This window comes from Yersinia aleksiciae, assembly GCF_001047675.1.
GTDB lineage: Bacteria > Pseudomonadota > Gammaproteobacteria > Enterobacterales > Enterobacteriaceae > Yersinia > Yersinia aleksiciae.
Map to the genome: position 1 here is coordinate 1891299 of NZ_CP011975.1, position 23715 is coordinate 1915013.

A 23715-nucleotide genomic window follows, 5' to 3' on the forward strand; every position below is an offset into this window, starting at 1 on the left:
CGCATTTAGTATTCACCAACCACCCCAGTGACAAGCGATGATTGAGAAAACACAGGCATTTGAGAATCGGGTACTGGAACATCTGAACGCCGGAAAGACGGTTCGGAGTTTCCTGATGGCCGCTGTCGAATTATTGGCAGAAGCGCTGAATATTCTCGTGGTGCAGGTTTTTCGTAAAGATGACTATGCGGTGAAATATGCCGTGGAGCCATTGCTGGTCGGGGATGGGCCGCTGGGTGAGTTATCAGTGCGGTTAAAGCTGGTTTATGCCTTGGGTGTGATTACGCGTCATGAATATGAAGATGCTGAGTTATTGATGGCGCTCCGTGAAGAGCTCAACCACGATGGCACCGAGTATCGCTTCACTGACGACGAAATCCTCGGGCCATTTGGTGAATTACATTGTGTCGCGGAGCTGCCCCCAGTCCCTACGTTTTTGCGCCCCGATGAAGCAGACGCCTCGTTAATTGCCATGCAACGTCAGCGCTATCAGCAAATGGTGCGCTCAACCATGGTACTGTCGATCACTGAACTGCTCTCCCGCATCAGCCTGAAACAAGTCTCCAAGCTCTCCCCCCTCGGCCACGCCTAAATTAACGCAACACACTCAGCCACTCATCCACCAACAGCCAGAGTGCGGTGATTGCCATCAACCCTCCCATCACGCCATTGAATAACCGCAATTTCCAATTAACCCGCAGTGCATGACGCAATTGATCACCCATCACGGCCCAGACGGCGACACAAGGCAGATTCAATAGCGCAAAGCCGACGACAATCAGCAACGTGTGGCTCAGTGTTGCACCTTCACGTGGGGTGAATAAGATGGCGACATTCATTGCCATCAACCATGCTTTCGGATTGATGGCCTGAAACAGCGCCCCCTGAGCAAACCCCATCGGCTGCTCGCCCTCTTTGGCATTGGGGCTACCGGCATGATAAATCTTCCACGATAACCACAGTAGATAACCGCAACCCAGTGTCACCAGCGGCAGGCGAATCACCCCCACCCAACTGAGGATTAAGGCCAGCAGCGTGGTCATTAACGCGCATTGCAATGCACAACCAAAGGTAATCCCCAACATCATCGGGAAGGTGCGGCGCAAGCCAAAGTTAACGCCGGATGCCGCCAACAACAGATTGTTCGGGCCGGGCGTGATCGACATGACGGTGACGTAACTGATGAAAGCGCTGTCTAGCATAATATAAACCCCGATTTTCTTATTTTTCAAAAAGCGTGCAACCAAGAGATTCAGCATAAACATCAATCCGTGATGGCGTCAGAAGCAGAAGTTATCTATTGTTATGGGTACAGTTTAAGTGTGCCCAAACTGTACCCATTGATCCTGCGGAGAACTGTCACCATGTCCCTTGTTATGAATGAAATTCGCTACTTACAGGTGGCAGACAATCTGGCGCAAGCCATTAACAATGGCAGTTTGCTGGCGGGGAGCCGCCTGCCATCGGTGCGCGGTTATGCTCAGAGCCATCAGGTGAGCATCAATACGGTGGTGGCGGCATATCGCACACTGGAAGATCGCGGCCTGATTGAGGCGCGCCCGCAGTCTGGGTTCTACGTCTGTAGCCCCTCGACGGCGGTGGTGCCGACGGCCACGGTGGGTAAACCAGTGGATGAAGTGCTGGATTTGATTGATACCGTTTTTGCCGCGCAACAAAATCCGCGCTTTACCAATATCTCGCTGGCCTGCCCGCAGACGGGTGATTTTTATCCGAGCGCGAAATTGGGGCGCATTATGGCCTCGTTGCTGCGCCGTGAGCCGCAATTGATCAGCCAATACGCCCTGCCCCCCGGCAGCCAGCGCCTACGCCAGCAGATTGCTCGCCGCGCGATGACACTGGGGATGCTGGCCAATCCAACGGATATCACTATTACCCATGGTTGTATGGAGGCGCTGCAACTGGCGCTGCGGGTCACTACCAAGCCGGGGGATTGCGTCGGACTGGAGTCACCGACCTATTTCTACCTGATGCCATTGCTGGCGAGTCTCGGCTTGAGAGCGGTGGAGATTCCAACTGATCCGCAGCAGGGCTTATCGCTGGATGTGCTGGAGTTGCTGCTTAAGGAGGGGCGGTTGAATGCACTGATCGCCATGCCCACGGTGCAAAATCCCTTGGGTTATACCATGCCATTGGCGGCAAAAAAGCGGTTGGCGCAGCTGATGAACGATCATCAAGTGCCTTTGATAGAGGACGGCTTATATGCCGAAATTCAATTTGGCTCCACCTTATCCCCGGCGGTCAAAGCCTTTGATCGCGACGGCTGGATACTGTTTTGCTCCAGTTTCACCAAAACACTGGCCCCAGATTTTCGCGTCGGCTGGATAGACGGTGGTCGTTTCGCCGAAGCCTTGCACAAGCTAAAAGCGGTCTCTTCAATGGCAGAACCGGCGCTGTTGTCGGAAACACTGGCGCTGTTTCTTGAGTCCGGTGGCTATGACCACCACCTGCGCAGCTTGCGCCGCCGTTATGCTCAGCAGGTACAGCAAGCCCAGCAGCTGATTACGCGCTACTTCCCACAAGGCACCAAAGTGACCCAACCGGCCGGGGGATTTGTATTCTGGGTCGAATTCCCCGAGAGCGTCGATACCGTTGCACTGTTCCATCAAATGCTGAAAGAACAGATTTGCCTGACACCGGGAACGCTCTATTCGCCCAGTGGCCGCTATCGCAACGCCTTCCGCCTCTCGTGCTGTTATCCGTTCAACAATCGCTATACCGAGGCATTGGCGAGGCTGGGAGCCGTAGCCTGTGAAATCAGTGGCCTGCCCGCGGGAATGCAGTGGCAGCCGGTAGAGGAGGTTGCTGCCGAAAGGCCAGCATCCTGATACACTATCTATATCGATGCACAATCAGTGCTATCCTATCTCCAACTTTAGCGAAATATCGTGCCCATCAGCGGCATGTACGGGCCAATACTATGAAAGAACATGCAGAAATCAAACGTCTAAGCGATCTGCTGGATGCGATGAACCACAAAGACCCAAGCGTTATCCAGCAGGGCAATGTGGATTTAATCGCGCAGCATATGAAAGAGAAAGAGAAACTGGCGGCTGAAATTCAGCGCCTGAAAGAAGTGCGAGTCAAAAATCTGAGCGCCGAAGCTCAGAAACTGGCTCAGTTGCCGTTCAGCCGCGCAATTACCAAGAAAGAGCAGGCAGATATGGGTACCTTGAAGAAAGCGGTACGCGGCATCATTGTCGTCCACCCAATGACGGCATTAGGCCGCGAGATGGGCCTGAAAGAAGTGACGGGTTACGCTAAAAAAGCCTTCTGATCACCGCGTCGAATAAATCCGGGTAGGTGGCATCGCCGCCACCCGGTTTTTTGTGAGTATTACCAGTCAAATAGTGCAGATTTGTTCTACGTAGACCAAGACACTCACACCACTCTCTCTTGACATATGTTAGGCATATGCTAGTGTTTTTGGTAACACTTCTATCAGGAGAAAAAATATGAGAACCGTATCTATTTTTAAAAATGGACAGAATCGGGCAATTCGTTTGCCAAAAGATATGGATTTTGAGGGGGTCACGGAACTAGAAATAATCAAAGATGGCGATAATATAATCTTACGCCCAATACGACCAACGTGGGTGTCATTTATGGATGAAGATAAAGCAGATGATGATTTTCTTGCCGAAAGACAAGATGTTATCGAAGAGGGACGCTTCGAGTTATGATCAAAAAAATATATATGCTTGATACAAACATTTGTTCTTTTATTATGCGGGAACGGCCAGCTGAAATAATTATAAGATTACAAAAATGTATTGAGCATCAGAATAAGATAGTTGTTTCAGCCATCACTTATTCAGAAATGCGCTTTGGCGCTATTGGTAAGAAAGCGTCACCAAAACATACCTACTTAGTTGATGAGTTCGTGAAACGATTGGATGCTATATTGCCGTGGGATGTCGCGGCTATTGATGCCACAACAAATATTAAAATAGAGCTGGCAAAGCAGGGTACACCAATAGGTGGGAATGATGCAGCAATAGCCGGGCATGCTATTTCCGCCGGTGCAATATTAGTTACTAATAATGTGAGAGAGTTCGAACGAGTTAAAAAGTTACGAATAGAGGATTGGGTTAATTAATTATTATTTATAAGCTCAATATATCCAGTAAACATAATAGGCTCAGAAAACTCATTGTCTCTCTCTAATAAATGTTCATATTGGGGGGATTTAGTCTTGACTGCCATCCTTGGCATTGACTTTGATTTCCCTACGGCTATCGGCTTTTTGGCATCATTATCAATGATGTCACTTAACTATTCCCCAGCAAGCGCCGATTAAAATCCTCCAGTTTCCCTTCAGCAATCCGCGTCAGCATGGTTTTGCTCCAACTGGCGGATAATCCGGCAACAGCCAGCAAGCGCTGATATTGCTCTTCGTCGAACGGCATGTGCCAGGCGATACCAATGGCCTCAGCGACGGAGATATCACTGGTGCGCGCTAACAGCTCCAGCGGATGACTCTCGCTGACTTTACCGGGGGAGATCACTCGGTACAGCCAGCCGCAGTAGCCGGTTTGCTGCATCAGCACCGACATATCCTCGATAGCAAAATGGAAGTTGAGTTTGTAGCAAGGGGAGCGTGGTTGGGTGACCTGAATCATGGCCTCGCCCCAGCGGTAAATATCCCCCATATAGACACTCTGTTCGGTCATACCTAGGGTTGAGATATTTTCGCCGTAAGCGGGTGGCGAGAAGATGTCGGCTTGCTCAGGAAACTGCTGCGCCCAGTAAGCATAATGCTCCCGTGGGTAGTGACATAATGCGCGATCTGGGCCGCCATGAAAGCGCTTTTCAGCTTGCTCATCCCCCTCCAACCCCAGTGGCGTGAGCATGATCCCGCCCTCGACCTGACGTTTACCAATGGCGCTCGGGGAACTGCCGTTATAAGGCTCGATTTGACCGATATAAACCTGTGGATATTTCATCTGCTCTCCTTGTCTGCGTGCGGAAGGGAGAGCCAGAATACCTGCCTGACTGCTGGGCTGCAAAAGGGATTATTGATAGCACGATAGATACGATGAGATGAGCAGGAATAACCGTATTGACTACTCCTGCTCGATAATCACGTTCAATGGATAATCAGAACGTTTCCCAATTATCTTGCTGATTGACGCGACGGCTGTCTGGACCCGGACGTGGTGTTGATGCACTCTCTTTCGCCACTGGCACGGAGACACTCGCTTGAACGGAGTGGGTCTCCGCGTCGGACAAACGGAACACCGCGACCGCTTGCGCCAGCAAAATAGCTTGCTCCGCCAGTGAATCCGCGGCAGCAGCAGACTCTTCCACCAAGGCGGCATTTTGTTGCGTCGTACTATCCATTTCGGAAATCGCCTGGCTGACTTGCGTGATGCCACGACTTTGCTCATCAGATGCTGAGGCGATCTCTGCCATGATATCGCGAACGTGGGTCACTGAGCGGACGATCTCTTCCATCGTCTGACCGGCGTTTTGCACCAACGAGGTGCCGGCATTCACCTGGGATACGGATTCGCCAATCAGCCCCTCGATCTCTTTTGCAGCTTGCGCACTGCGCTGTGCCAGATTGCGCACTTCGCTGGCAACCACCGCAAAGCCACGACCTTGCTCGCCAGCGCGAGCAGCTTCAACGGCAGCATTCAGCGCCAGAATATTGGTCTGGAACGCAATGCTGTTAATCACTGAGGTGATTTCAGAAATCCGTTTAGAGCTGCCGGAGATGTCATTCATGGTGCGCACTACATCGCTAACCAGCTTACCGCCCTGTTGCGCGGTTTGTGATGCTTCCGTCGCCAGTTGATTAGCGTGGTGAGCATTGTCGGCATTCTGTTTCACCGTGGCATTTAGCTGCTCCATACTGGCGGCGGTCTCTTCTACGGCAGCAGCTTGCTCCTCAGTGCGGGAGGAGAGATCGGTATTACCCGCAGCAATCTCGCCGGAGGCATGGGACACCTGACTGACGCCAATGCGGATTTCATCAATCATGGCGCGCAGGTTCTCATTCATCCGCGCCACGGCATTCATCAGCAGGCCCAACTCATCGGTACGATTGGAGGTGGTCGCCGCTGTTAAATCACCGGTAGCGATGCGCTCTGCCATCGCCAGCGTGGTACGTAATGGCACGGTAATTTGGCGGGTCATACGCCATGAAATCAGCAAACCAAACAGCAGAGCGGCAATGGCCGCAATAGTTAACTGCAATTGCGCATTATTGATTTCGTCGTGAGTACCTTGCAGCTCTTGGGTGAACAGATGAGTTGCTAGCTTATTCAATTCATTGGCATTGGCTTCCATCACTTTACCCACTTCCAGCTCTTGCTGATAAGCCGGTAAATAGGCCAATACGTTGTCTTTGTAGGTGCCTAGACTGGTGATAACCGGCGCGAGCAATTTTTGTTGATCCGCCGATAACACGGGCATAAATGCATTGGCTGCACTGTTGGCAATATTGATCGAGGTAATCAGCGACGACTCGGCTTCTTGGTTGCGATCCAGCAATAAGCCTCGCGCGTTATAACGCACGGTCATCAGCTTCTGGTTCATCTCAGCGAGCAGAATTTGAGTATTGGTATCCGCGCCCTCATTGAGCAAACTTTGTTGTAACTCGTTGAGATTCTTCTGTGTTTCGGAGATATTCCAGCTTTTGCGCACATCATCTTTATGTGCCACAGCATTGACAAAATTACTCTGCTGTTGCAGGTATTCGTCTACCACATCGGCAATGCTACCTATCGTTTTGCGGTTATCTTCTGACCAGCTCAGCCCCTCGCTCTGAGTCAGCAGATTTTTTATATTGTTGATGTGTTGCGAGTTTTCTTTGATGTATTTCAAGTCATAGGTGCGCTCGTATAACGCACGATTATATTTTGCCTGATTAGCTTCATCGTTAATTTTGTAGCTCAGATCGACTTTGTAAGCATGTTCTTCAATGACGGAGAAGTGATAGGCGGTCGTTCCTGCGATGATCCCAACCAACAACAACATCAGGAAAAAGCTTAATCCCAGCTTTTTACCGACTTTCACGTTTTCAAAGTTGCCAAAAACTTTGCTCAATGCTGCCATGTTATCTCCGTTATGCGGTGTCTTTGCTGCAAATCAATCAGCGTAGGTGAATGGGTAGGTCTAATTATTAGAAGAATGGAGGGGCGCTGGACGTGGGATCGGCCTTGGCAAGAGTGCTTTCCCTAACGTTTATGTGGCGACATTTATGGGGCCATGACTCATAGACTCATGCCATAAATATCAGTGTCCCTCTTGTACAATCTATCGGCAGGAATTGGCTAAACTTTAGCAATGAAATGGGCAATAAAAATGCCAGCAAGGAGAACCTTGCTGGCATCGATCGAGTCCCGGAAACGTGCGGGTTAAGGCACGAATGCGCGGTGCTGATTAATTACTTGCCTTGAGCGAAACGCGCTGCTGCTTCATCCCAGTTAACCACGTTCCAGAAAGCTTTGATGTAGTCTGGGCGACGGTTTTGGAATTTCAGGTAGTAAGCGTGTTCCCACACATCCAGGCCCACAATTGGGAAGCCTGACGCGCCAGCAACGGCTTCACCCATCAGCGGGCTATCTTGGTTAGCGGTAGAAACCACGGCCAGTTTGCCGTCAGCTTTCAGTACCAGCCAAGCCCAGCCAGAACCGAAACGGGTGGCGGCAGCTTGCTCAAATGTGGCTTGGAATTTCTCTACGCTACCGAAATCGCGCTCAATAGCGGCTTTCAGATCACCGGTCAGAGTGGTGCCCAGTTTCAGGCCCTTCCAGAACAGGCTGTGGTTAGCGTGACCGCCGGCGTTGTTACGCATAAAGGTGCGTTTTTCAGCTGGGACTTTATCCAGATCTTGGATCAGCTCTTCAACGCTCAGTTTAGTCAGCTCAGGGAAGCTCTCCAACACCGTGTTTGCATTGTTAACATAGGTTTGGTGGTGTTTGGTGTGATGGATTTCCATCGTCTGCTTATCGAAGTGGGGTTCTAAAGCATCATAAGCATAAGGCAGGGATGGCAGTGAGTAACTCATAATCATCGTCTCCGTAGGTGTAGGGCGGTGCAAAAAAGTGAGCACCGCGTAAGCGTTCGGATCATTATAGTTAATTAAATGATATTGAAAATGATTATCAATGCCGTACTAATAATGTGGTCTTTCTATTCGCAAATTCGCTGCGGATGAGTATAAATCGTGGCACGGCCCGGTTTACTGAAGCCAACCAAGGTTAAATTACAGCGCTCGGCGACTTCAACCGCTAAGGTTGTGGCAGCTGAAACAGCAAATAAAATCTCTGCGCCGCACATAGCGGTTTTCTGCACCATTTCATAACTGGCCCGGCTGGAGACCAGCACCGCGCCTTGTTGCCACGGCTGTTTGGCCCGTATTCCCAGCAGCTTATCCAGCGCCACATGGCGGCCCACATCTTCGCACCCCCCCAATAATTCACCTTGCGGAGTGATCCACGCGGCAGCATGGGTGCACCCCGTCAACTGACCCACGGTTTGCACCTGCTTGAGCTGCGCAAGGGCGCTGTCTAATTGATTCAAATTGAAGGTTTGCGTGAAAGATAGCGGGGAGATTGGGCGGAAGATATCCTCCAGTTGCTCAATACCGCAGACACCACAACCAGTACGGCCTGCCATCGCTCGGCGGCGCTCTTTCAACCCGGCAAAACGGCGGCTTGATAACTCAATGTTAACTTCTATGCCGTTACAGCCTGGGGTGACATCAATGGCATAGATCTCTTGCGGTGCACTAATAATGCCTTCCGACAGCGAAAATCCCAACGCGAAGGCGTCCAAATCCTTCGGGGTTGCCATCATCACCACATGAGAAATACCATTATAGACCAGAGCTACCGGCACTTCTTCCGCCAGCCAATCCAATTGTGGTGCTGTCATTTGATGGCGCTGTAGCACGTTAAGTCGCTTGGCACCGCAAATTTCGGTGGTGAGGTCATTTTCTGAAGGTTTGATCTGGCTCACTATGCGGTCCTGAAAGTTATAACCCATAATCACAATGTGGTAACATTCACATTAAGAATAGTGTGGCTACGTATCGTTGTTTTAGAAATGTATCCCACACTGCAAAGCGTGATATCGCGTAAGCGATTTTAGCGTCTCCTATTTCGTTGAGGGAAGCGCGAACTGAATTTTAAATTTCAACAATGTGACAATCGTGAGATGAAGGAGAGACCCATGCAGGTCAGCAGAAGGCAGTTCTTTAAGATCTGCGCTGGCGGTATGGCGGGAACCACGGTCGCGGCACTCGGCTTTGCGCCGTCAGTGGCGCTGGCGGAAACGCGCAATTACAAATTGCTGCGTGCCCGTGAAACGCGGAATACCTGCACATATTGCTCTGTCGGTTGCGGGCTTTTGATGTATAGCCTCGGCGACGGCGCGAAAAACGCTAAAGAGAGTATTTTCCATATCGAAGGGGACCCAGATCATCCGGTCAACCGTGGCGCACTTTGCCCAAAAGGAGCAGGGCTGGTGGATTTCATCCACAGCGAAAGCCGCCTGAAATACCCAGAATACCGCGCGCCAGGTTCGGACAAATGGCAGCGAATCACCTGGGATGATGCCTTTGACCGCATTGCCAAGTTGATGAAAGAGGACCGGGATGCGAACTTCATTAAGACCAACGACGCGGGCGTGACCGTCAACCGTTGGCTGAGCACCGGTATGCTGTGTGCTTCGGCATCCAGTAACGAAACGGGTTATTTGACCCAGAAATTTAGTCGCGCTCTCGGCATGCTTGCCGTAGACAACCAAGCACGTGTCTGACACGGACCAACGGTAGCAAGTCTTGCTCCAACATTTGGTCGCGGTGCGATGACCAACCACTGGGTTGACATTAAGAACGCGAATTTGATTATCGTCATGGGCGGTAATGCGGCAGAAGCGCATCCGGTGGGGTTCCGCTGGGCGATGGAAGCCAAAATCCACAACAATGCCAAGCTGCTGGTGATAGACCCGCGCTTTACCCGTACTGCTTCGGTGGCTGACTTCTATACGCCAATCCGTTCCGGTACCGATATTGCGTTCCTGTCCGGCGTATTGTTGTACCTGATGACCCACGAAAAAATTAACCGTGAATACGTCGAAGCCTATACCAACGCCAGCTTGCTGGTGCGGGAAGACTTTACCTTCGAAGAGGGTTTATTCAGTGGTTATGACGCCGAAAACCGCAAATACGATAAAACCAGCTGGAACTATCAGTTGGACGAGAACGGTTTTGCCAAACGGGACGTCACCCTGCAAGACCCGCGTTGCGTGTGGAACCTGCTGAAACAGCATGTCAGCCGCTATACGCCGGAGGTGGTATCCAACATTTGCGGCACACCAAAAGACGATTTCTTGCAGGTTTGCGAATATCTCGCCGAAACCAGTGTGTCCGATAAAACCGCCACCTTCCTATATGCCTTGGGCTGGACACAGCACTCGGTCGGCGCGCAGAACATCCGCACCATGGCGATGATTCAGCTGTTGCTGGGCAATATGGGGATGGCGGGCGGCGGCATTAACGCTTTACGCGGTCACTCCAACATTCAGGGGTTAACCGACCTTGGCTTGCTGTCACAAAGCCTGCCGGGTTACCTGAATCTACCGTCAGAAAAGCAGCCGGACATTGATACCTATCTCAAGGCCAATACGCCAAAAACCCTGCTGCCGGGCCAGGTGAACTACTGGAGTAACTACCCGAAATTCTTCGTCAGTTTGATGAAAAGTTTCTACGGCGATAAAGCCCAGAAAGAGAATAGCTGGGGTTACGACTGGTTGCCGAAGTGGGATAAAGGCTACGACGTCTTGCAGTATTTCGAAATGATGTCGCAGGGTAAAGTGAATGGCTATATCTGCCAGGGCTTTAACCCGCTGGCGTCGTTCCCGAACAAAAACAAAGTGGTCGCTTCACTGTCGAAACTGAAATTCCTGGTCACCATTGATCCGCTCAATACGGAAACCGCGAACTTCTGGCAAAACCACGGTGAATTTAACGATGTCGATCCATCGAAAATTCAAACGGAAGTGTTCCGCTTGCCATCCAGCTGCTTCGCTGAAGAGAACGGTTCTATCGTCAACTCCAGCCGCTGGCTGCAATGGCACTGGAAAGGCGCAGATGCACCGGGACAGGCGCTAAACGATGGCGCCATTCTGGCGGGCATCTTTATGCGTCTGCGTGAGCAGTACCGCCGCGAAGGTGGCGCGGTGCCAGAACAGGTGCTCAATATGACCTGGGATTACCTGACACCGGACAATCCAGAGCCAGAAGAGGTGGCGCAGGAGAGTAATGGTCGTGCGCTAGCTGATATCACTGATGCCGACGGCAAAGTACTGGTCAAAAAAGGCGAGCAGCTCAGTACCTTCGCACATCTGCGTGATGACGGCACCACCGCCAGCGGTTGCTGGATCTTTGCCGGTAGCTGGACACCCGCCGGTAACCAGATGGCACGCCGCGATAACGCCGACCCATCGGGCCTCGGCAATACGCTGGGCTGGGCGTGGGCATGGCCGCTTAACCGCCGCATTCTATACAACCGTGCTTCCGCTGACCCGCAAGGTAAGCCGTGGGATCCAAAGCGTCAGTTGCTGGAGTGGGATGGGGCCAAGTGGACCGGTATTGATGTTGCCGACTACAGTGCCGCCGCACCGGGCAGTGATGTTGGGCCGTTTATCATGCAGCCTGAAGGGATGGGCCGCCTGTTTGCCATCGACAAAATGGCGGAAGGGCCATTCCCGGAACACTATGAGCCATTCGAAACGCCGCTGGGTACCAACCCGCTGCATCCGAATGTGATATCCAACCCGGCCGCCCGCGTCTTTAAAGACGATCTGGCCGCGATGGGTTCTCATGAGCAATTCCCGTACGTCGGTACTACCTATCGTCTGACTGAGCATTTCCACTACTGGACCAAGCATGCGCTGCTTAATGCCATCGCTCAGCCGGAACAGTTTGTGGAAATTGGCGAAAAACTGGCCGCGAAGAAGGGCATCAAGCAGGGAGATACCGTGAAGGTCAGCTCCAACCGAGGCTATATCAAAGCCAAGGCGGTGGTGACCAAACGTATTCGCACACTGAATGTCCACGGACAAGAAGTGGACACCATTGGCATCCCGATTCACTGGGGATTCGAGGGGGTAGCGAAAAAAGGCTTCCTGGCTAACACACTGACGCCATTTGTCGGTGATGCCAATACGCAAACGCCAGAGTTCAAGGCGTTCTTGGTCAACGTGGAAAAGGTGTAACGGAGAGAATCTATGTCACTGCAAACTCAAGACATTATCCGGCGCTCCGGCACCAACTCCCTTACGCCGCCGCCACAGGATCGTAACCATCAGGAACAGGTGGCGAAGCTTATCGACGTCACCACCTGTATCGGCTGTAAAGCCTGTCAGGTGGCGTGCTCGGAGTGGAACGATATCCGTGATGAAGTGGGCCATAACGTCGGGGTGTACGATAACCCTGCCGATTTGACCGCTAAATCATGGACGGTGATGCGTTTCTCTGAAATCGAAGACGAAGAGAGCGGCAAGCTGGAGTGGCTGATCCGTAAGGATGGCTGCATGCACTGCGCTGATCCGGGCTGCCTGAAGGCATGTCCGTCGGAAGGGGCTATCATTCAGTATGCGAATGGTATCGTCGATTTCCAGTCAGAACACTGTATCGGCTGTGGCTACTGCATCGCCGGTTGCCCGTTCGATGTGCCGCGCATGAACAAAGACGACAACCGAGTGTACAAATGTACCCTGTGTGTCGACCGTGTGGGTGTCGGCCAGGAACCCGCCTGTGTGAAAACCTGCCCGACGGGCGCGATTCACTTTGGCACCAAAGAGTCGATGAAAGAGGTAGCCGCTGGCCGTGTCGCGGAGCTGAAAACCCGTGGCTTTGATAACGCCGGGTTGTATGACCCTGCGGGCGTTGGCGGTACTCACGTGATGTATGTGCTGCATCATGCGGATAAACCTCAGCTCTATCATGGCCTGCCGGACAACCCCACCATCAGCCCAACGATCACCTTCTGGAAGGGCATCTGGAAACCACTGGCAGCGATTGGCTTTGCGGCCACCTTTGCCGCCAGTATCTTCCACTACGTGGGGGTCGGCCCGAATCGGGTTGAGGAAGAAGAGGAGGAAGGCGATAAGCCGGACGCCACACCAACCGAAACCACCGACAAGGCACCAGAGGCAACCACCGCTGAACACTCAGACGACGGGGAGACGCGGAAATGAAAAAAGAGAAACGGATCCAGCGCTACAGTGCGCCGGAGCGTATCAACCACTGGATAGTGGCCTTCTGCTTTATGCTGGCGGCGATCAGTGGTTTGGGGTTCTTCTTCCCGTCATTTAACTGGCTGATGAATATTTTTGGTACACCACAGCTGGCACGCATCCTTCACCCCTTCGCCGGGGTGATTATGTTCGCCGCCTTCCTGATCATGTTTTTCCGCTACTGGAAACATAACCTGATTAACAAGGAAGATCTGGAGTGGGCTAAAAATATCCATAAAATCGCCATGAATGAGGAAGTGGGCGATACTGGACGCTATAATTTCGGACAGAAATGCGTATTCTGGGCTGCTATTATCAGTCTGGTGCTGCTGCTGGCCAGTGGCGTGGTGATTTGGCGGCCTTACTTTGCGCCCTCGTTCCCCATCCCGCTGATTCGTCTGGCGTTGCTGGTGCATTCGCTGTCGGCTGTAGTGTTGATTCTGGTGATTATGGTGCATATCTACGCCGCCCTGTGGGTGAAGGGCACCATAACCGCGATGGTCGAAGGTTGGGTACCGGCAGCATGGGCGAAAAAGCACCATCCGCGCTGGTATCGTGAGGTGAACGCCAAACGGCAACTTCAGAAAAAACAGGAAGAGAAACCCTGATGAGTATTCGCATTGTCCCTAAAGATCAGTTGGGAAAACAAAGCGAAAAAGGTACAACGGCGGGGAATATCCCGCCGTTACTTTTCGCGAATTTAAAAAGCCTGTATACCCGGCGCACTGAACGTTTACAGCAGTTGGCGCTGGATAACCCGCTGTCAGATTATCTGGATTTTGCGGCTAAAATTACCCAAGCGCAGCAAAAGGCACTCCATGACCATCCGTTGGTGTTGGACATGAAAGCCGAGCTGGAACAGTCCGCGGCCAGCGGCAAACCGCCACTGGATTTGAGCGTCTTTCCACGCACCGAACATTGGCGCAAGCTGCTCTCCGCGTTAATTGCCGAACTGCGCCCTGATGCACCGGATCATATTCTGGCGGTGCTGGATAATCTGGAGAAAGCGTCGGTCCATGAGCTTGAACTCTATGCCGATGCACTGTTAAATCGCGAATTTGCGCAGATCGGCAGCGAAAAGGCGCCCTTTATCTGGGCTGCACTATCATTGTACTGGGCGCAGATGGCCAGCCAAATTCCCGGCAAAGCCCGCGCGGAATATGGTGAGCACCGTCAATTCTGCCCAGTATGCGGCAGTATTCCGGTCTCCAGTGTGGTCCATATCGGCACCCACAATGGCTTACGCTATTTGCACTGTAATCTGTGCGAAAGCGAGTGGCATGTGGTGCGGATTAAGTGCAGCAACTGCGAACAGACCCGCGATTTGAACTACTGGTCGCTGGACAGCGAGAATGCCGCCGTGAAAGCGGAAAGTTGTGGCGATTGTGGCACTTACCTGAAAATTCTGTATCAGGAAAAAGATCCGCAGGTAGAAGCGGTGGCGGATGATCTGGCCTCGCTGATCCTAGACGCTAAGATGGAAGGCGAAGGTTTCGCGCGCAGCAGTATCAATCCGTTTGTGTTTCCCGGAGAATAACCTATTCCCCAGATTTGGCGACCTGCGTGACTATGAGCACTGAACCACACCACCTTTACAGCCAGTTACCGGCCATTGACCGCCTGCTACGGGAGCCAGCAATGGCCCCGTTACTGGCAGAATATGGTCCTGCGCTATTGACCGATACCCTGCGTCAGATGCAATGCGAAGCCCGTGAATACATAAGCCAGTTTCATTCGCTGGCGGATTGGTGCACGGACTGGCCTGCGGCCTTACGTCAGCGGTTGAATCAACGTCAGCCCGCATTAAAACCGGTCTTTAACCTCTCTGGCACCGTCCTGCACACCAATTTGGGTCGTGCGGCACTGGCGGAATCGGCCATTGCGGCGGTGAATGATGCCATGCGCGGTGCGGTCACCCTTGAATACTCCCTGAGCGGCGCAGGCCGTGGGCATCGTGATCGCGCGGTGGCCGATCTGCTCTGCGAACTGACTGGCGCAGAAGATGCCTGCATCGTCAATAACAATGCTGCGGCGGTGCTGTTGATGCTGACGGTGATGGCGACGGGCAAGCAAGTGGTGGTTTCACGCGGTGAGCTGGTGGAGATTGGCGGCGCGTTTCGCATCCCTGATGTCATGCGACAGGCGGGCTGTGAACTGGTTGAAGTGGGCACCACCAACCGCACCCACCTAAAAGATTACCGCCAGGCCATCAATGAGCAGACTGGCCTGCTGATGAAAGTGCACACCAGCAATTACAGCATTGCAGGCTTCACCGCTGCCGTTGCCGAGCCGCAACTGGTGGCCTTGGGGCAAGAGTTCGCCATTCCGACCGCCACCGATCTCGGCAGTGGTTCACTGGTGGATATGACCCGCTATGGCTTACCCGCAGAACCGATGCCACAGCAATTGATTGCCGCAGGGGTGGATTTGGTCACCTTCTCCGGTGACAAATTGCTGGGCGGGCCACAGGCGGGGATTATCCTCGGCAAAAAACAGTGGATTGAGCGCTTACAGCAGCATCCGCTCAAGCGAGCACTGCGGGCTGATAAAATGACGCTCGCCGCGCTGGATGCCACCTTACGCCTCTATCAACAGCCCGATCGGCTCACGGAGCTGCTGCCCACGATGCGGCTACTGACCCGCCCGATAGACGCTATCGCCGAGAGTGCACAACGGGTACTGGCGGCACTGAGTGATCGCTATCGCGCTGATTTTACCTTGGCAGTGGAACCCTGTTTGTCGCAGATCGGTAGCGGCTCATTACCGGTTGACCGCTTACCCAGTTGGGCCGTAACCTTTGCGCCTAACGATGGCAGCGGGCGCACGTTGGAAGCACTGACAGCACGCTGGCGTGGATTGGTGAAGCCAGTGATTGGCCGAGTGGCTGACGGGCGTTTATGGTTAGACTTGCGCTGTTTGGAGGATGAAACAGCGTTGCTCAGGGAATTGGCACCATGATTATTGCTACAGCAGGCCATGTCGACCATGGCAAAACCACACTTTTACAGGCGATTACCGGGGTCGATGCTGACCGCTTACCGGAAGAAAAACAGCGTGGGATGACCATTGATCTCGGCTATGCCTATTGGCCGCAGCCTGATGGCTCCATTCTCGGCTTTATTGATGTTCCCGGTCATGAAAAATTCTTAGCCAATATGTTGGCGGGCGTGGGCGGTATTGATCATGCCTTGCTGGTGGTGGCATGTGATGATGGCGTCATGGCGCAAACCCATGAGCATCTGGCGATTTTACGGCTCACGGGTCGCCCGACCCTCACTGTTGCGCTAACCAAAGCGGATCGGGTGGATGATGAGCGCATCGCGCAGGTGCGCCAGCAGGTGATGGCGGAACTGATTGCGCAAGGCTGGCAGCCAGAGCAAGTGACCCTGTTTGTGACCGCCGCCACCGCTGACCGTGGCATCAGTGAATTGCGCGAACATCTGGCGCAATGTCATCAGCAAGACAACGCCCATGGCCGATTACAACGGCGTTTTCGCCTCGCGATCGACCGGGCATTTAGCGTGAAAGGGGCCGGTTTGGTGGTCACTGGCACCGCACTGGCAGGCAAAGTGGCGGTGGGTGATACCTTATGGCTCACCGGCAGTGATGGTCCGGTGCGGGTGCGAGGCATTCATGCCCAAAATCAAGATACCCAACAGGCGCAGGCAGGCCAACGTATTGCCCTGAATATCAGCGGTGATATCAGCAAGGCGCAGATCAATCGCGGCGACTGGCTGTTAGCGCAACAACCCCCTGAAGCGGTGGAGCGGGTGCTGGTGGTGGTCGATGCCGACCTGCCAATACAGCACTGGCAGCCGCTGCATCTGCACCACGCCGCCAGCCACATTACCGGACGTTTTTCGCTGCTGACGAATCCACCCTCCCCTGACGACAACCTATCCATTGATCACCCATCCACGGATAACTCATCCCCACTGATACTGGCTGAGCTACTGCTGGATCACCCCCTGTGGCTGGCCGAAAACGACCGCCTTATTTTGCGGGATATCGCGGCGAAGAGAACCTTAGGCGGCGCACGGGTGATCCATCTGTCGGTGCCGAAACGGGGTAAACGTCAACCCGCCTATTTAGCCTGGTTAACGGCGTTGGCGCAGGCTAATACTGACCACGAAGTACTGGATTTACACTTGGCGCAAGGGCCAGTTTCCTTGCGTAGCTTCAGTTGGGCGCGCCAGTTGACTGAACCTGATATGGCGGCACTGCTGGCGGGAACGGAGAGCGTGGTCGCCGGTGATATCGTGCTGTCGCAGCCCCATGCTCAGCAGGCGCAGCAAACCCTGCTGCATGTCTTGTGCCTTTATCATCAGCAGCATGGCGACCAGTTGGGATTAGGGCGCGCGCGCTTGCGGCGCATGGCCTTGCCGACGTTGGATGAAGGACTGGTCTTCCGGCTGATCGATCACTTGCTGACGCAAGGGGAGCTAAAAAATAGTCGTGGCTGGCTGCATCTGCCAGCGCACGGGCTGGGGTTTACCGAGCAGGAGCAGGCGCAGTGGCAGCGAGTCGCCCCCTATTTTGCGGATTCTCCGTGGTGGGTGCGTGATTTAGCGGCGGAGTTGCAGATGGATGAAGGCGAGATGCGCGCACTACTGCGTAAAGCGGCGCAACTGGGCCACATCACGGCCATCGTGCCGGATCGCTACTATCTGAGTCAGCGTATTGAGCAGTTCGCCGATTTGGTCCGAGAGTTGGATGCCACTCAGGGCAGCGCCTGCGCCGCGGATTTCCGCGACAGATTAGGTGTGGGCCGCAAGCTGGCGATTCAAATCCTCGAATTCTTTGACCGCAGCGGATTTACCCGCCGCCGAGGCAATGACCATATCTTGCGCGACAGTGGGCTGTTTTCGGCTATGAATTGAGATATTTCTTGATCCACCCCAATCCCGCCAAGGTGTCGGTTTTGGGGTGATATTCACAACCAATCCAGCCTTGATAGCCAACCTTATTTAGCAAATCAAATAGATAGGTGTAGTTGATCTCCCCGTCATCCGGTTCATGGCGATGGGGGGCCGAGGCGATCTGGATATGGGCGTAGCGCCCAGCGAAATCCTCGATTAACTGCGTGAGGTTGCCGTCCACCAACTGTGCGTGGAACAAATCCAACTGCATAAACACATTGCCACGGTCAATTAACGACAGCAGTTCGTGGGTCTGATATTGGCTGGAGAACAGATAGTGGGGCTTCACCTGCGGGCTGAGCGCTTCAATCAAAATGTTGATTTGATGCGGAGCGCACTTCTCAGCCGCATAGCGGATATTGTCGATAAATGTCTGCTGATACGCAGCGCGATCGGCACTCGGCGGCACAATACCCGCCATCACATGTATCGAAGAGCAGTTTAAGGCGAGGGCATACTCCAGCGCCCGATCGATATCCTGCCGCGCCTGCGCCTCGCGCCCTGGCAGCGCCGCCAACCCCCACTCGCCACTCAGTGGCTGACCGGGCGGAGTATTAAACAGCGCCAAATGTAGTCTGTGCTGCTGCAATTGCGCCGCTAATTGGTCGGCGGGGTAGTCATAAGGGAACAAAAACTCCACCGCCTTAAAACCGGCATCGGCAGCAGCTTTAAAACGCGCCAGAAACGGCACCTCGTTAAACAGCATCGATAAGTTAGCAGCAAACTTGGGCATGACTCAACTCCGTAATTCGGCAACTTCTTCGTCAGTTAAATAGCGTATTTTGCGGTTGCCGAGAGTGAAAATCAGCTTGGCGGTCTCTTCCAACTCTTCGGTATTGTCTGCCGCCGCGCGCAGATCTTTGCCAATCACCACCGAACCATGATTCGCTAACAAAAACGCGGTGTGATGGGGGGCTAGCCGCGCCAGATCCTCACCTAAACGCTTATCCCCCGGCCGATAATAAGGCACCACGGGCAGTTTGCCGACCCGCATCACTAGATAAGGGGTGAAGGGCTTGATGGCATTGTGCGGGTCCAAATCTTGCAGGCAGGAAAGCGCCGTCAGATAGGTGCTGTGCAGATGAACCACCGCTTTGCATTCGGGGTTATTATGGTAGAGCGCCAGATGGAAACTCACCTCTTTCGAGGGCTTATCGCCGGATAACCACTCCCCCAGCCAGCTGACCCTCGATAGCCGCTCCGGTTGCAGCTCCCCCAGACATGATCCGGTGGGTGTGGCCAGAATCGAGCCATCAGCCAGTTGCAGGGAGAGATTACCGGCGGATCCGGTGGCATAACCCCGCTGGAAGAACGAGGCCCCCAAACGCACCAAACTGTCACGCGCCTGCTGTTCATGGACGGTGGAATCTTCAATCATTGTGGTCACTCCAATCGTAGTGGAAACGCCAGTCATATAGTGGAAACGTCAGTCATATAGTGGAAACGTCAGTCATACTGGGAACGCCAATTGTGCTCTGGCGAAAAAGTCCTCGTCGCCAAAATTGCCGGATTTTAAGGCCAGTGAAATTGGGACGTTGGGGTTGATTGATCTCACCCAAGGCACGCCGGGGGAGATGCTGGGACCAATGTAGAAAGCGTCGATCGCCAGTGCCTGACACACCACGCCAGAGGTCTCACCCCCGGCGACAATAAAGCGTGAGAACCCCACCTGCTGTAGGCGCACCGCCAGTAGAGCAAACAGCTGCTCAATACCCTGACTGGCGATCGCCATGCCATACTGCTGCTGAATCTGTTGCAAAACAGCGGGTTGGGCGGTGGCGTAGATCAATGGGGCAAGGGTCTCCGCACCATGAGATTGCACCCACTGGCTGAGTTGTTCGGCATAAGCCGCCCGCTGTTCCTCGCTCCCCATACACTGGGCAATATCGATGGCTTTGGCGGGGGCTTTCTGCTGATAGAGCGCCACTTGTTGATTGGTCATGGTGGAGCAGGAGCCAGAGAGCACTACGACCCGCTGCCCTTGTGGTTTGCCCGCTGCGGTGGCGAAGGAGTGTTGCGGGGCGGTGCTAGCCCAGTGACGGGCCAGACCCAGCGCCAGCCCAGATCCGCCAGTGACCAGCTTCATCTTGTGTAGCGCATGGCCTTGGGTCAGCAGATGCTGCTCATTCAGGCAGTCCAGCACCCCATAACTGACGCCGTTGTCATACAGTTGTTGGAGTTGCTGGCAAACGGCCTCGGCTCCCTGATCCATCACGCTAGCAGCCACCAGCCCTGCACGACCACAGGCTTGCGCTTCGATCAGCCGCAGCAGATTGCTCTCTGTCATGGGCGTCACTGGGTGGTTTTTCATCCCCGATTCAGCCAACAACTGATCCATCACAAACAGGTAGCCCTGATAAACTGTGCGCCCATTGACGGGCAGCGCAGGGGAGATAACCGTGTGCAGTTCCCCAAGTGCCGCCAGCAATGCATCGATCACGGGGCCAATATTGCCTTGCGGGGTGCTGTCGAAGGTGGAGCAGTATTTGAAATAAAACTGAGTGCAGCCCTGTTGTTGTAGCCACTGCAAGGCGGCCAGCGATTGCGATACCGCTTGATCAACCGGACAAGAGCGCGTTTTCAGACTGACAACCAGCGCTTGAGCATTAACCTGTGGCGGGTTCTCAGGGATGCCATTGAATTGGATCGCCGCCATCCCATTATTGACCAGAAAACTGGCAATATCGGTCGCGCCAGTAAAGTCATCAGCAATGACACCTAATCTCATAACCCCCCCCATGATGCTTGTTAATTTTAGTTGCCATTTGTTCTTATGTGTTAAATGTAAGGGCTTTAACCCGCAGGTACGGTGACCAGCATCACAGTTATTAACATTTAAAGATAGCTTAAATTACGTGAAAATCTATTTTTAGGTGGAGAGAATTACGTTAGTTGATTGTTTTATCGAATGTTATTTTGGTTTCCTTCAGCAAGGGAAAAAATGTTAACTCTGTCAGAAACCTCCTAACCCTGTGATGTTGCGAAAAAATTCACCACTTATTTGTGAAAATTGACGTAAAATCACATTATTTACCACTCTGAGCAAACCAAGAGGTCATCGTGATCCCTGTTGAACGGCATCAACAAATACTGGCACTGGTGGCCGAACGTGGCGCAATCAGCATTGCCGAACTGACCGAGCGCCTGCATGTCTCCCATATGACCATCCGCCGTGACGTACAAAAACTGGAGCAGCAAGGGATGGTGCTCTCGGTTTCCGGTGGGATTCAGCTACCGGAAAAATTGGTGTTTGAACCTTCTCATCAGGATAAAGAGGGGATGTACAGCCGCCAGAAGGCCGCGATTGGTGCATTGGCCTCCCAGCAGATACCGGATAACAGCTGTATTTATCTGGATGCGGGGACCACGACATTGGCCTTAGCGCGGCATCTGGCTGAGCGGCAAGATCTGCTGGTGGTCACCAATGATTTTGTGATTGCCAACTACCTGATGGAATTCAGCCAGTGTGAGCTGATTCATACCGGTGGGCGGGTGTGCCGTGAAAACCGCTCCTGCGTGGGTGAGGCGGCGGCCCAAGCGCTGCGGCATCTGTCGATAGATATCGCTTTTATCTCGGCCTCCTCGTGGAGTATGCGCGGCCTTTCAACGCCCAGCGAAGATAAAGTCGCGGTAAAAAAAGCCATTGTTGAAGCCAGCCGTAAGCGGGTTTTGCTGTGCGATACCTCGAAATACGGCAAGATAGCCACCTATCTGGCGCTGCCGATGACCGTCTTCGACACCATCATTACTGATGAGGGCATACCACTCACCGCCTTGGAAACCCTTGAGCATACGGGCATCCATCTGCTGATCGCCAAAACCCCCACCCCTTGATTCTTTCATGCATCATCGGCCAATGCAGTGGCATTTTCTATTGCATTGGTCTTGTTATTCACCGCCTTTATGGGTGCCTGCGGCGGCTTATGGCAGATATCTCCTCAGTAATGTTGCTTTTCGTGAACACCTCGAAGTTTAAATAACACTAACAATCAGTATCTTAACGGATGTTAAGTTATCGACTGTTAATATTTGTGAGTCAACTCGCATTTAGTTGTTATCCAATCCCTTAGATTTAACTTTATCAAACATTAAATAACTAAATTTAACATTTTGTTTTTATCCAACGCCTGCAGCCATAGCCCAAAGGATTATCGCTGAACCTTGTTCCCTACAAATAATTAAAAATGAGGCTCTATCATGTCTGAAACATCCACTGAACCAACAGTGATACCGACGGTGCTACCGGCAGAGAATCATGCCTACCGTAAGGCGGCATGGCACATTTTACCCTTACTGATGCTCTGTTATGTCGTCGCTTATCTGGACCGAGTTAACGTCGGTTTTGCCAAACTGCAAATGGCCGATGACTTACAGTTCTCCGAGGCGGTATATGGCTTTGGGGCGGGCATCTTCTTTATCGCTTACTTCTTTCTGGAGATACCCAGCAACCTGATGCTGCATCGGGTCGGCGCGCGGCTGTGGATCGCGCGCATCATGATCACCTGGGGCATCATCTCGGCGGGGATGGCTTTCGTCACCACGCCAATGTCATTTTACGTGATGCGCTGCTTACTGGGGATTGCCGAGGCGGGCTTTTACCCAGGGGTGATTCTTTATATCTCATATTGGTTCCCGACCAACCGTCGTGGCCGCATGTATGCCCTATTCGCCACCGCAGTGCCATTATCTGGCGTGATAGGTGCGCCGTTATCCGGCTGGATCATGGATGCCTTTAATGGCTTCCACGGCTTTGCGGGCTGGCAATGGATGTTCATTCTGGAAGGCATTCCCTCGGTATTAATCGGTATTTTGGTGATTTTTAAGCTGACAGATCGCATCGGCCATGCCAAATGGTTAACCGCCGAAGAGAAAAAAATCTTACAGACCAATATTGATAACGACACCCAACATCACGTCCACAGCAGCTTGAAAGAGATCTTCCTGCAACCCCGCGTGTGGCTGTTAACCCTGATCTATTTCTGCCTGATCGCCGGTTTTTACACCATTGGCTTCTGGTTGCCGACCTTGATTAAAGACAGCGGTGTCACCAGCATCTTGAGTATCGGCCTGCTGAGTGCCATTCCTTATGCTGCCGCGGCGCTGACCATGATTGTGGTATCGCGCAGTGCTGACCGCTTGCGGGAGCGGCGCTGGCATTTAGCCCTCACCGCCACCTTGGGGGGGATTGGGATGATTATCTCCGCCAGCTTCAGCGACAATATCGTCATCGCCATGATTGGTCTAACCATGGGGGCGATGGGCGCATTAAGTACGTTGCCACTGTTCTGGAGCCTACCGACCGCCTTCCTCGGTGGCACCGCCGCTGCTGCCGGTATCGCGCTGATTAACTCTTGGGGCAACCTGGCGGGCTTTGTCGCACCTTACATGATGGGCTACCTGAAAGATCTCACCCAAAGCACCACCACCGGGATGTTGATTATCTCCACCATGCTCTTTATTGGCGCAGCACTGGTCTTCCTGGTGCCGGCCAAGACAGTAAACCGCTAACGGCACAGATAAAAAG

The 23715-nt window shown here is 53.1% G+C and carries 21 protein-coding genes; 13 read left to right on the forward strand and 8 right to left on the reverse strand.

Going from position 1 to position 23715, the window contains the following annotated elements; genetic code table 11:
• Positions 1 to 37 precede the first annotated feature (37 nt).
• Positions 38 to 592 (forward strand): MltR family transcriptional regulator, encoded by a 555-nt coding sequence (locus ACZ76_RS08645; protein WP_005186837.1) that lies wholly within the window; start codon positions 38 to 40, stop codon positions 590 to 592.
• Between the two features lies 1 nt (position 593).
• On the opposite strand, the gene ACZ76_RS08650 is transcribed toward ACZ76_RS08645, so the two are convergent.
• The gene (locus tag ACZ76_RS08650) at positions 594 to 1202 is read right to left on the reverse strand and encodes a LysE family translocator (RefSeq protein WP_048620244.1); all 609 of its coding nucleotides are present in this window, start codon (positions 1200 to 1202) and stop codon (positions 594 to 596) included.
• A 162-nt stretch (positions 1203 to 1364) separates the two neighbouring features.
• Here ACZ76_RS08650 and ACZ76_RS08655 point away from each other — a divergent pair, with 162 nt between their 5' ends.
• The 4 genes from ACZ76_RS08655 (at position 1365) to ACZ76_RS08670 (ending at position 4117) form a co-directional block, all read left to right on the forward strand.
• Positions 1365 to 2846 (forward strand): aminotransferase-like domain-containing protein, encoded by a 1482-nt coding sequence (locus ACZ76_RS08655; protein WP_048618510.1) that lies wholly within the window; start codon positions 1365 to 1367, stop codon positions 2844 to 2846.
• Positions 2847 to 2938: 92 nt separating this feature from the next.
• Positions 2939 to 3295: a YibL family ribosome-associated protein gene (locus tag ACZ76_RS08660; protein WP_048618513.1), complete on the forward strand. Its 357-nt coding sequence runs from the start codon at positions 2939 to 2941 to the stop codon at positions 3293 to 3295.
• A 178-nt stretch (positions 3296 to 3473) separates the two neighbouring features.
• Positions 3474 to 3701 (forward strand): type II toxin-antitoxin system VapB family antitoxin, encoded by a 228-nt coding sequence (gene vapB, locus ACZ76_RS08665; RefSeq protein WP_048618515.1) that lies wholly within the window; start codon positions 3474 to 3476, stop codon positions 3699 to 3701.
• Complete coding sequence (locus ACZ76_RS08670; RefSeq protein WP_072081132.1) at positions 3698 to 4117, forward strand: type II toxin-antitoxin system VapC family toxin; 420 nt, start codon at positions 3698 to 3700, stop codon at positions 4115 to 4117. The genes vapB and ACZ76_RS08670 overlap by 4 nt, the downstream gene beginning before the upstream one ends.
• A gap of 172 nt (positions 4118 to 4289) precedes the next feature.
• Here ACZ76_RS08670 and yiiM read toward each other — a convergent pair whose 3' ends face one another.
• From yiiM to fdhD, 4 genes are all read right to left on the reverse strand, one after another.
• The gene (yiiM, locus tag ACZ76_RS08675; RefSeq protein ID WP_048618518.1) at positions 4290 to 4964 is read right to left on the reverse strand and encodes a 6-hydroxyaminopurine reductase; all 675 of its coding nucleotides are present in this window, start codon (positions 4962 to 4964) and stop codon (positions 4290 to 4292) included.
• A 154-nt stretch (positions 4965 to 5118) separates the two neighbouring features.
• Positions 5119 to 7080 (reverse strand): methyl-accepting chemotaxis protein, encoded by a 1962-nt coding sequence (locus ACZ76_RS08680; protein WP_048618520.1) that lies wholly within the window; start codon positions 7078 to 7080, stop codon positions 5119 to 5121.
• 331 nt (positions 7081 to 7411) lie between these two features.
• Entirely contained in the window at positions 7412 to 8035 is a 624-nt protein-coding gene (gene sodA, locus ACZ76_RS08685) for a superoxide dismutase [Mn] (RefSeq protein WP_048618522.1), read from the reverse strand.
• Positions 8036 to 8160: 125 nt separating this feature from the next.
• A complete protein-coding gene (fdhD, locus tag ACZ76_RS08690) occupies positions 8161 to 9015 on the reverse strand; it encodes a formate dehydrogenase accessory sulfurtransferase FdhD (protein ID WP_048618524.1) in 855 nt (284 codons plus the stop codon).
• Between the two features lie 186 nt (positions 9016 to 9201).
• Between fdhD and fdnG the strand changes: the two genes are divergently transcribed.
• From fdnG to selB, 6 genes are read left to right on the forward strand one after another with little or no spacing between them, the layout of a single operon-like run.
• Positions 9202 to 12249 carry a formate dehydrogenase-N subunit alpha gene (gene fdnG / locus ACZ76_RS08700; RefSeq protein WP_144413901.1) on the forward strand — a complete coding sequence of 1016 codons (3048 nt, stop codon included), beginning with the start codon at positions 9202 to 9204 and terminating at the stop codon, positions 12247 to 12249.
• 12 nt (positions 12250 to 12261) lie between these two features.
• Positions 12262 to 13233 (forward strand): formate dehydrogenase subunit beta, encoded by a 972-nt coding sequence (gene fdxH / locus ACZ76_RS08705; RefSeq protein WP_048618528.1) that lies wholly within the window; start codon positions 12262 to 12264, stop codon positions 13231 to 13233.
• A complete protein-coding gene (gene fdoI / locus ACZ76_RS08710; RefSeq protein WP_048618530.1) occupies positions 13230 to 13880 on the forward strand; it encodes a formate dehydrogenase cytochrome b556 subunit in 651 nt (216 codons plus the stop codon). The genes fdxH and fdoI overlap by 4 nt, the downstream gene beginning before the upstream one ends.
• Positions 13880 to 14809, forward strand: a complete 930-nt coding sequence (gene fdhE / locus ACZ76_RS08715) for a formate dehydrogenase accessory protein FdhE (RefSeq protein ID WP_048618532.1) — start codon at positions 13880 to 13882, stop codon at positions 14807 to 14809. Before fdoI ends, fdhE begins: the two co-directional genes overlap by 1 nt.
• Before the next feature lie 32 nt (positions 14810 to 14841).
• Positions 14842 to 16230 (forward strand): L-seryl-tRNA(Sec) selenium transferase, encoded by a 1389-nt coding sequence (gene selA, locus ACZ76_RS08720; RefSeq protein ID WP_048618534.1) that lies wholly within the window; start codon positions 14842 to 14844, stop codon positions 16228 to 16230.
• Positions 16227 to 18152: a selenocysteine-specific translation elongation factor gene (selB, locus tag ACZ76_RS08725; protein WP_048618536.1), complete on the forward strand. Its 1926-nt coding sequence runs from the start codon at positions 16227 to 16229 to the stop codon at positions 18150 to 18152. The genes selA and selB overlap by 4 nt, the downstream gene beginning before the upstream one ends.
• On the opposite strand, the gene otnI is transcribed toward selB, so the two are convergent.
• The 3 genes from otnI to otnK form a co-directional block, all read right to left on the reverse strand.
• Positions 18142 to 18924: a 2-oxo-tetronate isomerase gene (gene otnI, locus ACZ76_RS08730; protein WP_048618538.1), complete on the reverse strand. Its 783-nt coding sequence runs from the start codon at positions 18922 to 18924 to the stop codon at positions 18142 to 18144. The genes selB and otnI overlap by 11 nt on opposite strands.
• Before the next feature lie 3 nt (positions 18925 to 18927).
• Positions 18928 to 19569: a 3-oxo-tetronate 4-phosphate decarboxylase gene (gene otnC, locus ACZ76_RS08735; RefSeq protein ID WP_048618539.1), complete on the reverse strand. Its 642-nt coding sequence runs from the start codon at positions 19567 to 19569 to the stop codon at positions 18928 to 18930.
• Between the two features lie 72 nt (positions 19570 to 19641).
• Entirely contained in the window at positions 19642 to 20919 is a 1278-nt protein-coding gene (gene otnK / locus ACZ76_RS08740; RefSeq protein ID WP_048618541.1) for a 3-oxo-tetronate kinase, read from the reverse strand.
• A gap of 332 nt (positions 20920 to 21251) precedes the next feature.
• Between otnK and ygbI the strand changes: the two genes are divergently transcribed.
• The gene (ygbI, locus tag ACZ76_RS08745) at positions 21252 to 22025 is read left to right on the forward strand and encodes a DNA-binding transcriptional repressor YgbI (protein ID WP_048618543.1); all 774 of its coding nucleotides are present in this window, start codon (positions 21252 to 21254) and stop codon (positions 22023 to 22025) included.
• Between the two features lie 363 nt (positions 22026 to 22388).
• Entirely contained in the window at positions 22389 to 23699 is a 1311-nt protein-coding gene (locus ACZ76_RS08750) for an MFS transporter (protein WP_048618544.1), read from the forward strand.
• The last annotated feature ends 16 nt before the right edge of the window (positions 23700 to 23715 follow it).

Excerpts from the sequence above, each read along its gene's own strand:
- ACZ76_RS08750 (WP_048618544.1), top strand. The coding sequence starts at position 22,389 with ATGTCTGAAACATCCACTGAACCAACAGTGATACCGACGGTGCTACCG.
- fdoI (WP_048618530.1), top strand. The coding sequence starts at position 13,230 with ATGAAAAAAGAGAAACGGATCCAGCGCTACAGTGCGCCGGAGCGTATC.
- vapB (WP_048618515.1), top strand. The coding sequence starts at position 3,474 with ATGAGAACCGTATCTATTTTTAAAAATGGACAGAATCGGGCAATTCGT.
- fdhD (WP_048618524.1), bottom strand. The coding sequence starts at position 9,015 with ATGGGTTATAACTTTCAGGACCGCATAGTGAGCCAGATCAAACCTTCA.
- fdxH (WP_048618528.1), top strand. The coding sequence starts at position 12,262 with ATGTCACTGCAAACTCAAGACATTATCCGGCGCTCCGGCACCAACTCC.
- selA (WP_048618534.1), top strand. The coding sequence starts at position 14,842 with ATGAGCACTGAACCACACCACCTTTACAGCCAGTTACCGGCCATTGAC.
- otnK (WP_048618541.1), bottom strand. The coding sequence starts at position 20,919 with ATGAGATTAGGTGTCATTGCTGATGACTTTACTGGCGCGACCGATATT.
- otnC (WP_048618539.1), bottom strand. The coding sequence starts at position 19,569 with ATGATTGAAGATTCCACCGTCCATGAACAGCAGGCGCGTGACAGTTTG.
- selB (WP_048618536.1), top strand. The coding sequence starts at position 16,227 with ATGATTATTGCTACAGCAGGCCATGTCGACCATGGCAAAACCACACTT.
- fdhE (WP_048618532.1), top strand. The coding sequence starts at position 13,880 with ATGAGTATTCGCATTGTCCCTAAAGATCAGTTGGGAAAACAAAGCGAA.
- yiiM (WP_048618518.1), bottom strand. The coding sequence starts at position 4,964 with ATGAAATATCCACAGGTTTATATCGGTCAAATCGAGCCTTATAACGGC.
- ACZ76_RS08680 (WP_048618520.1), bottom strand. The coding sequence starts at position 7,080 with ATGGCAGCATTGAGCAAAGTTTTTGGCAACTTTGAAAACGTGAAAGTC.
- ACZ76_RS08660 (WP_048618513.1), top strand. The coding sequence starts at position 2,939 with ATGAAAGAACATGCAGAAATCAAACGTCTAAGCGATCTGCTGGATGCG.
- otnI (WP_048618538.1), bottom strand. The coding sequence starts at position 18,924 with ATGCCCAAGTTTGCTGCTAACTTATCGATGCTGTTTAACGAGGTGCCG.
- ACZ76_RS08655 (WP_048618510.1), top strand. The coding sequence starts at position 1,365 with ATGTCCCTTGTTATGAATGAAATTCGCTACTTACAGGTGGCAGACAAT.
- ACZ76_RS08650 (WP_048620244.1), bottom strand. The coding sequence starts at position 1,202 with ATGCTAGACAGCGCTTTCATCAGTTACGTCACCGTCATGTCGATCACG.
- ACZ76_RS08645 (WP_005186837.1), top strand. The coding sequence starts at position 38 with ATGATTGAGAAAACACAGGCATTTGAGAATCGGGTACTGGAACATCTG.
- sodA (WP_048618522.1), bottom strand. The coding sequence starts at position 8,035 with ATGAGTTACTCACTGCCATCCCTGCCTTATGCTTATGATGCTTTAGAA.
- ACZ76_RS08670 (WP_072081132.1), top strand. The coding sequence starts at position 3,698 with ATGATCAAAAAAATATATATGCTTGATACAAACATTTGTTCTTTTATT.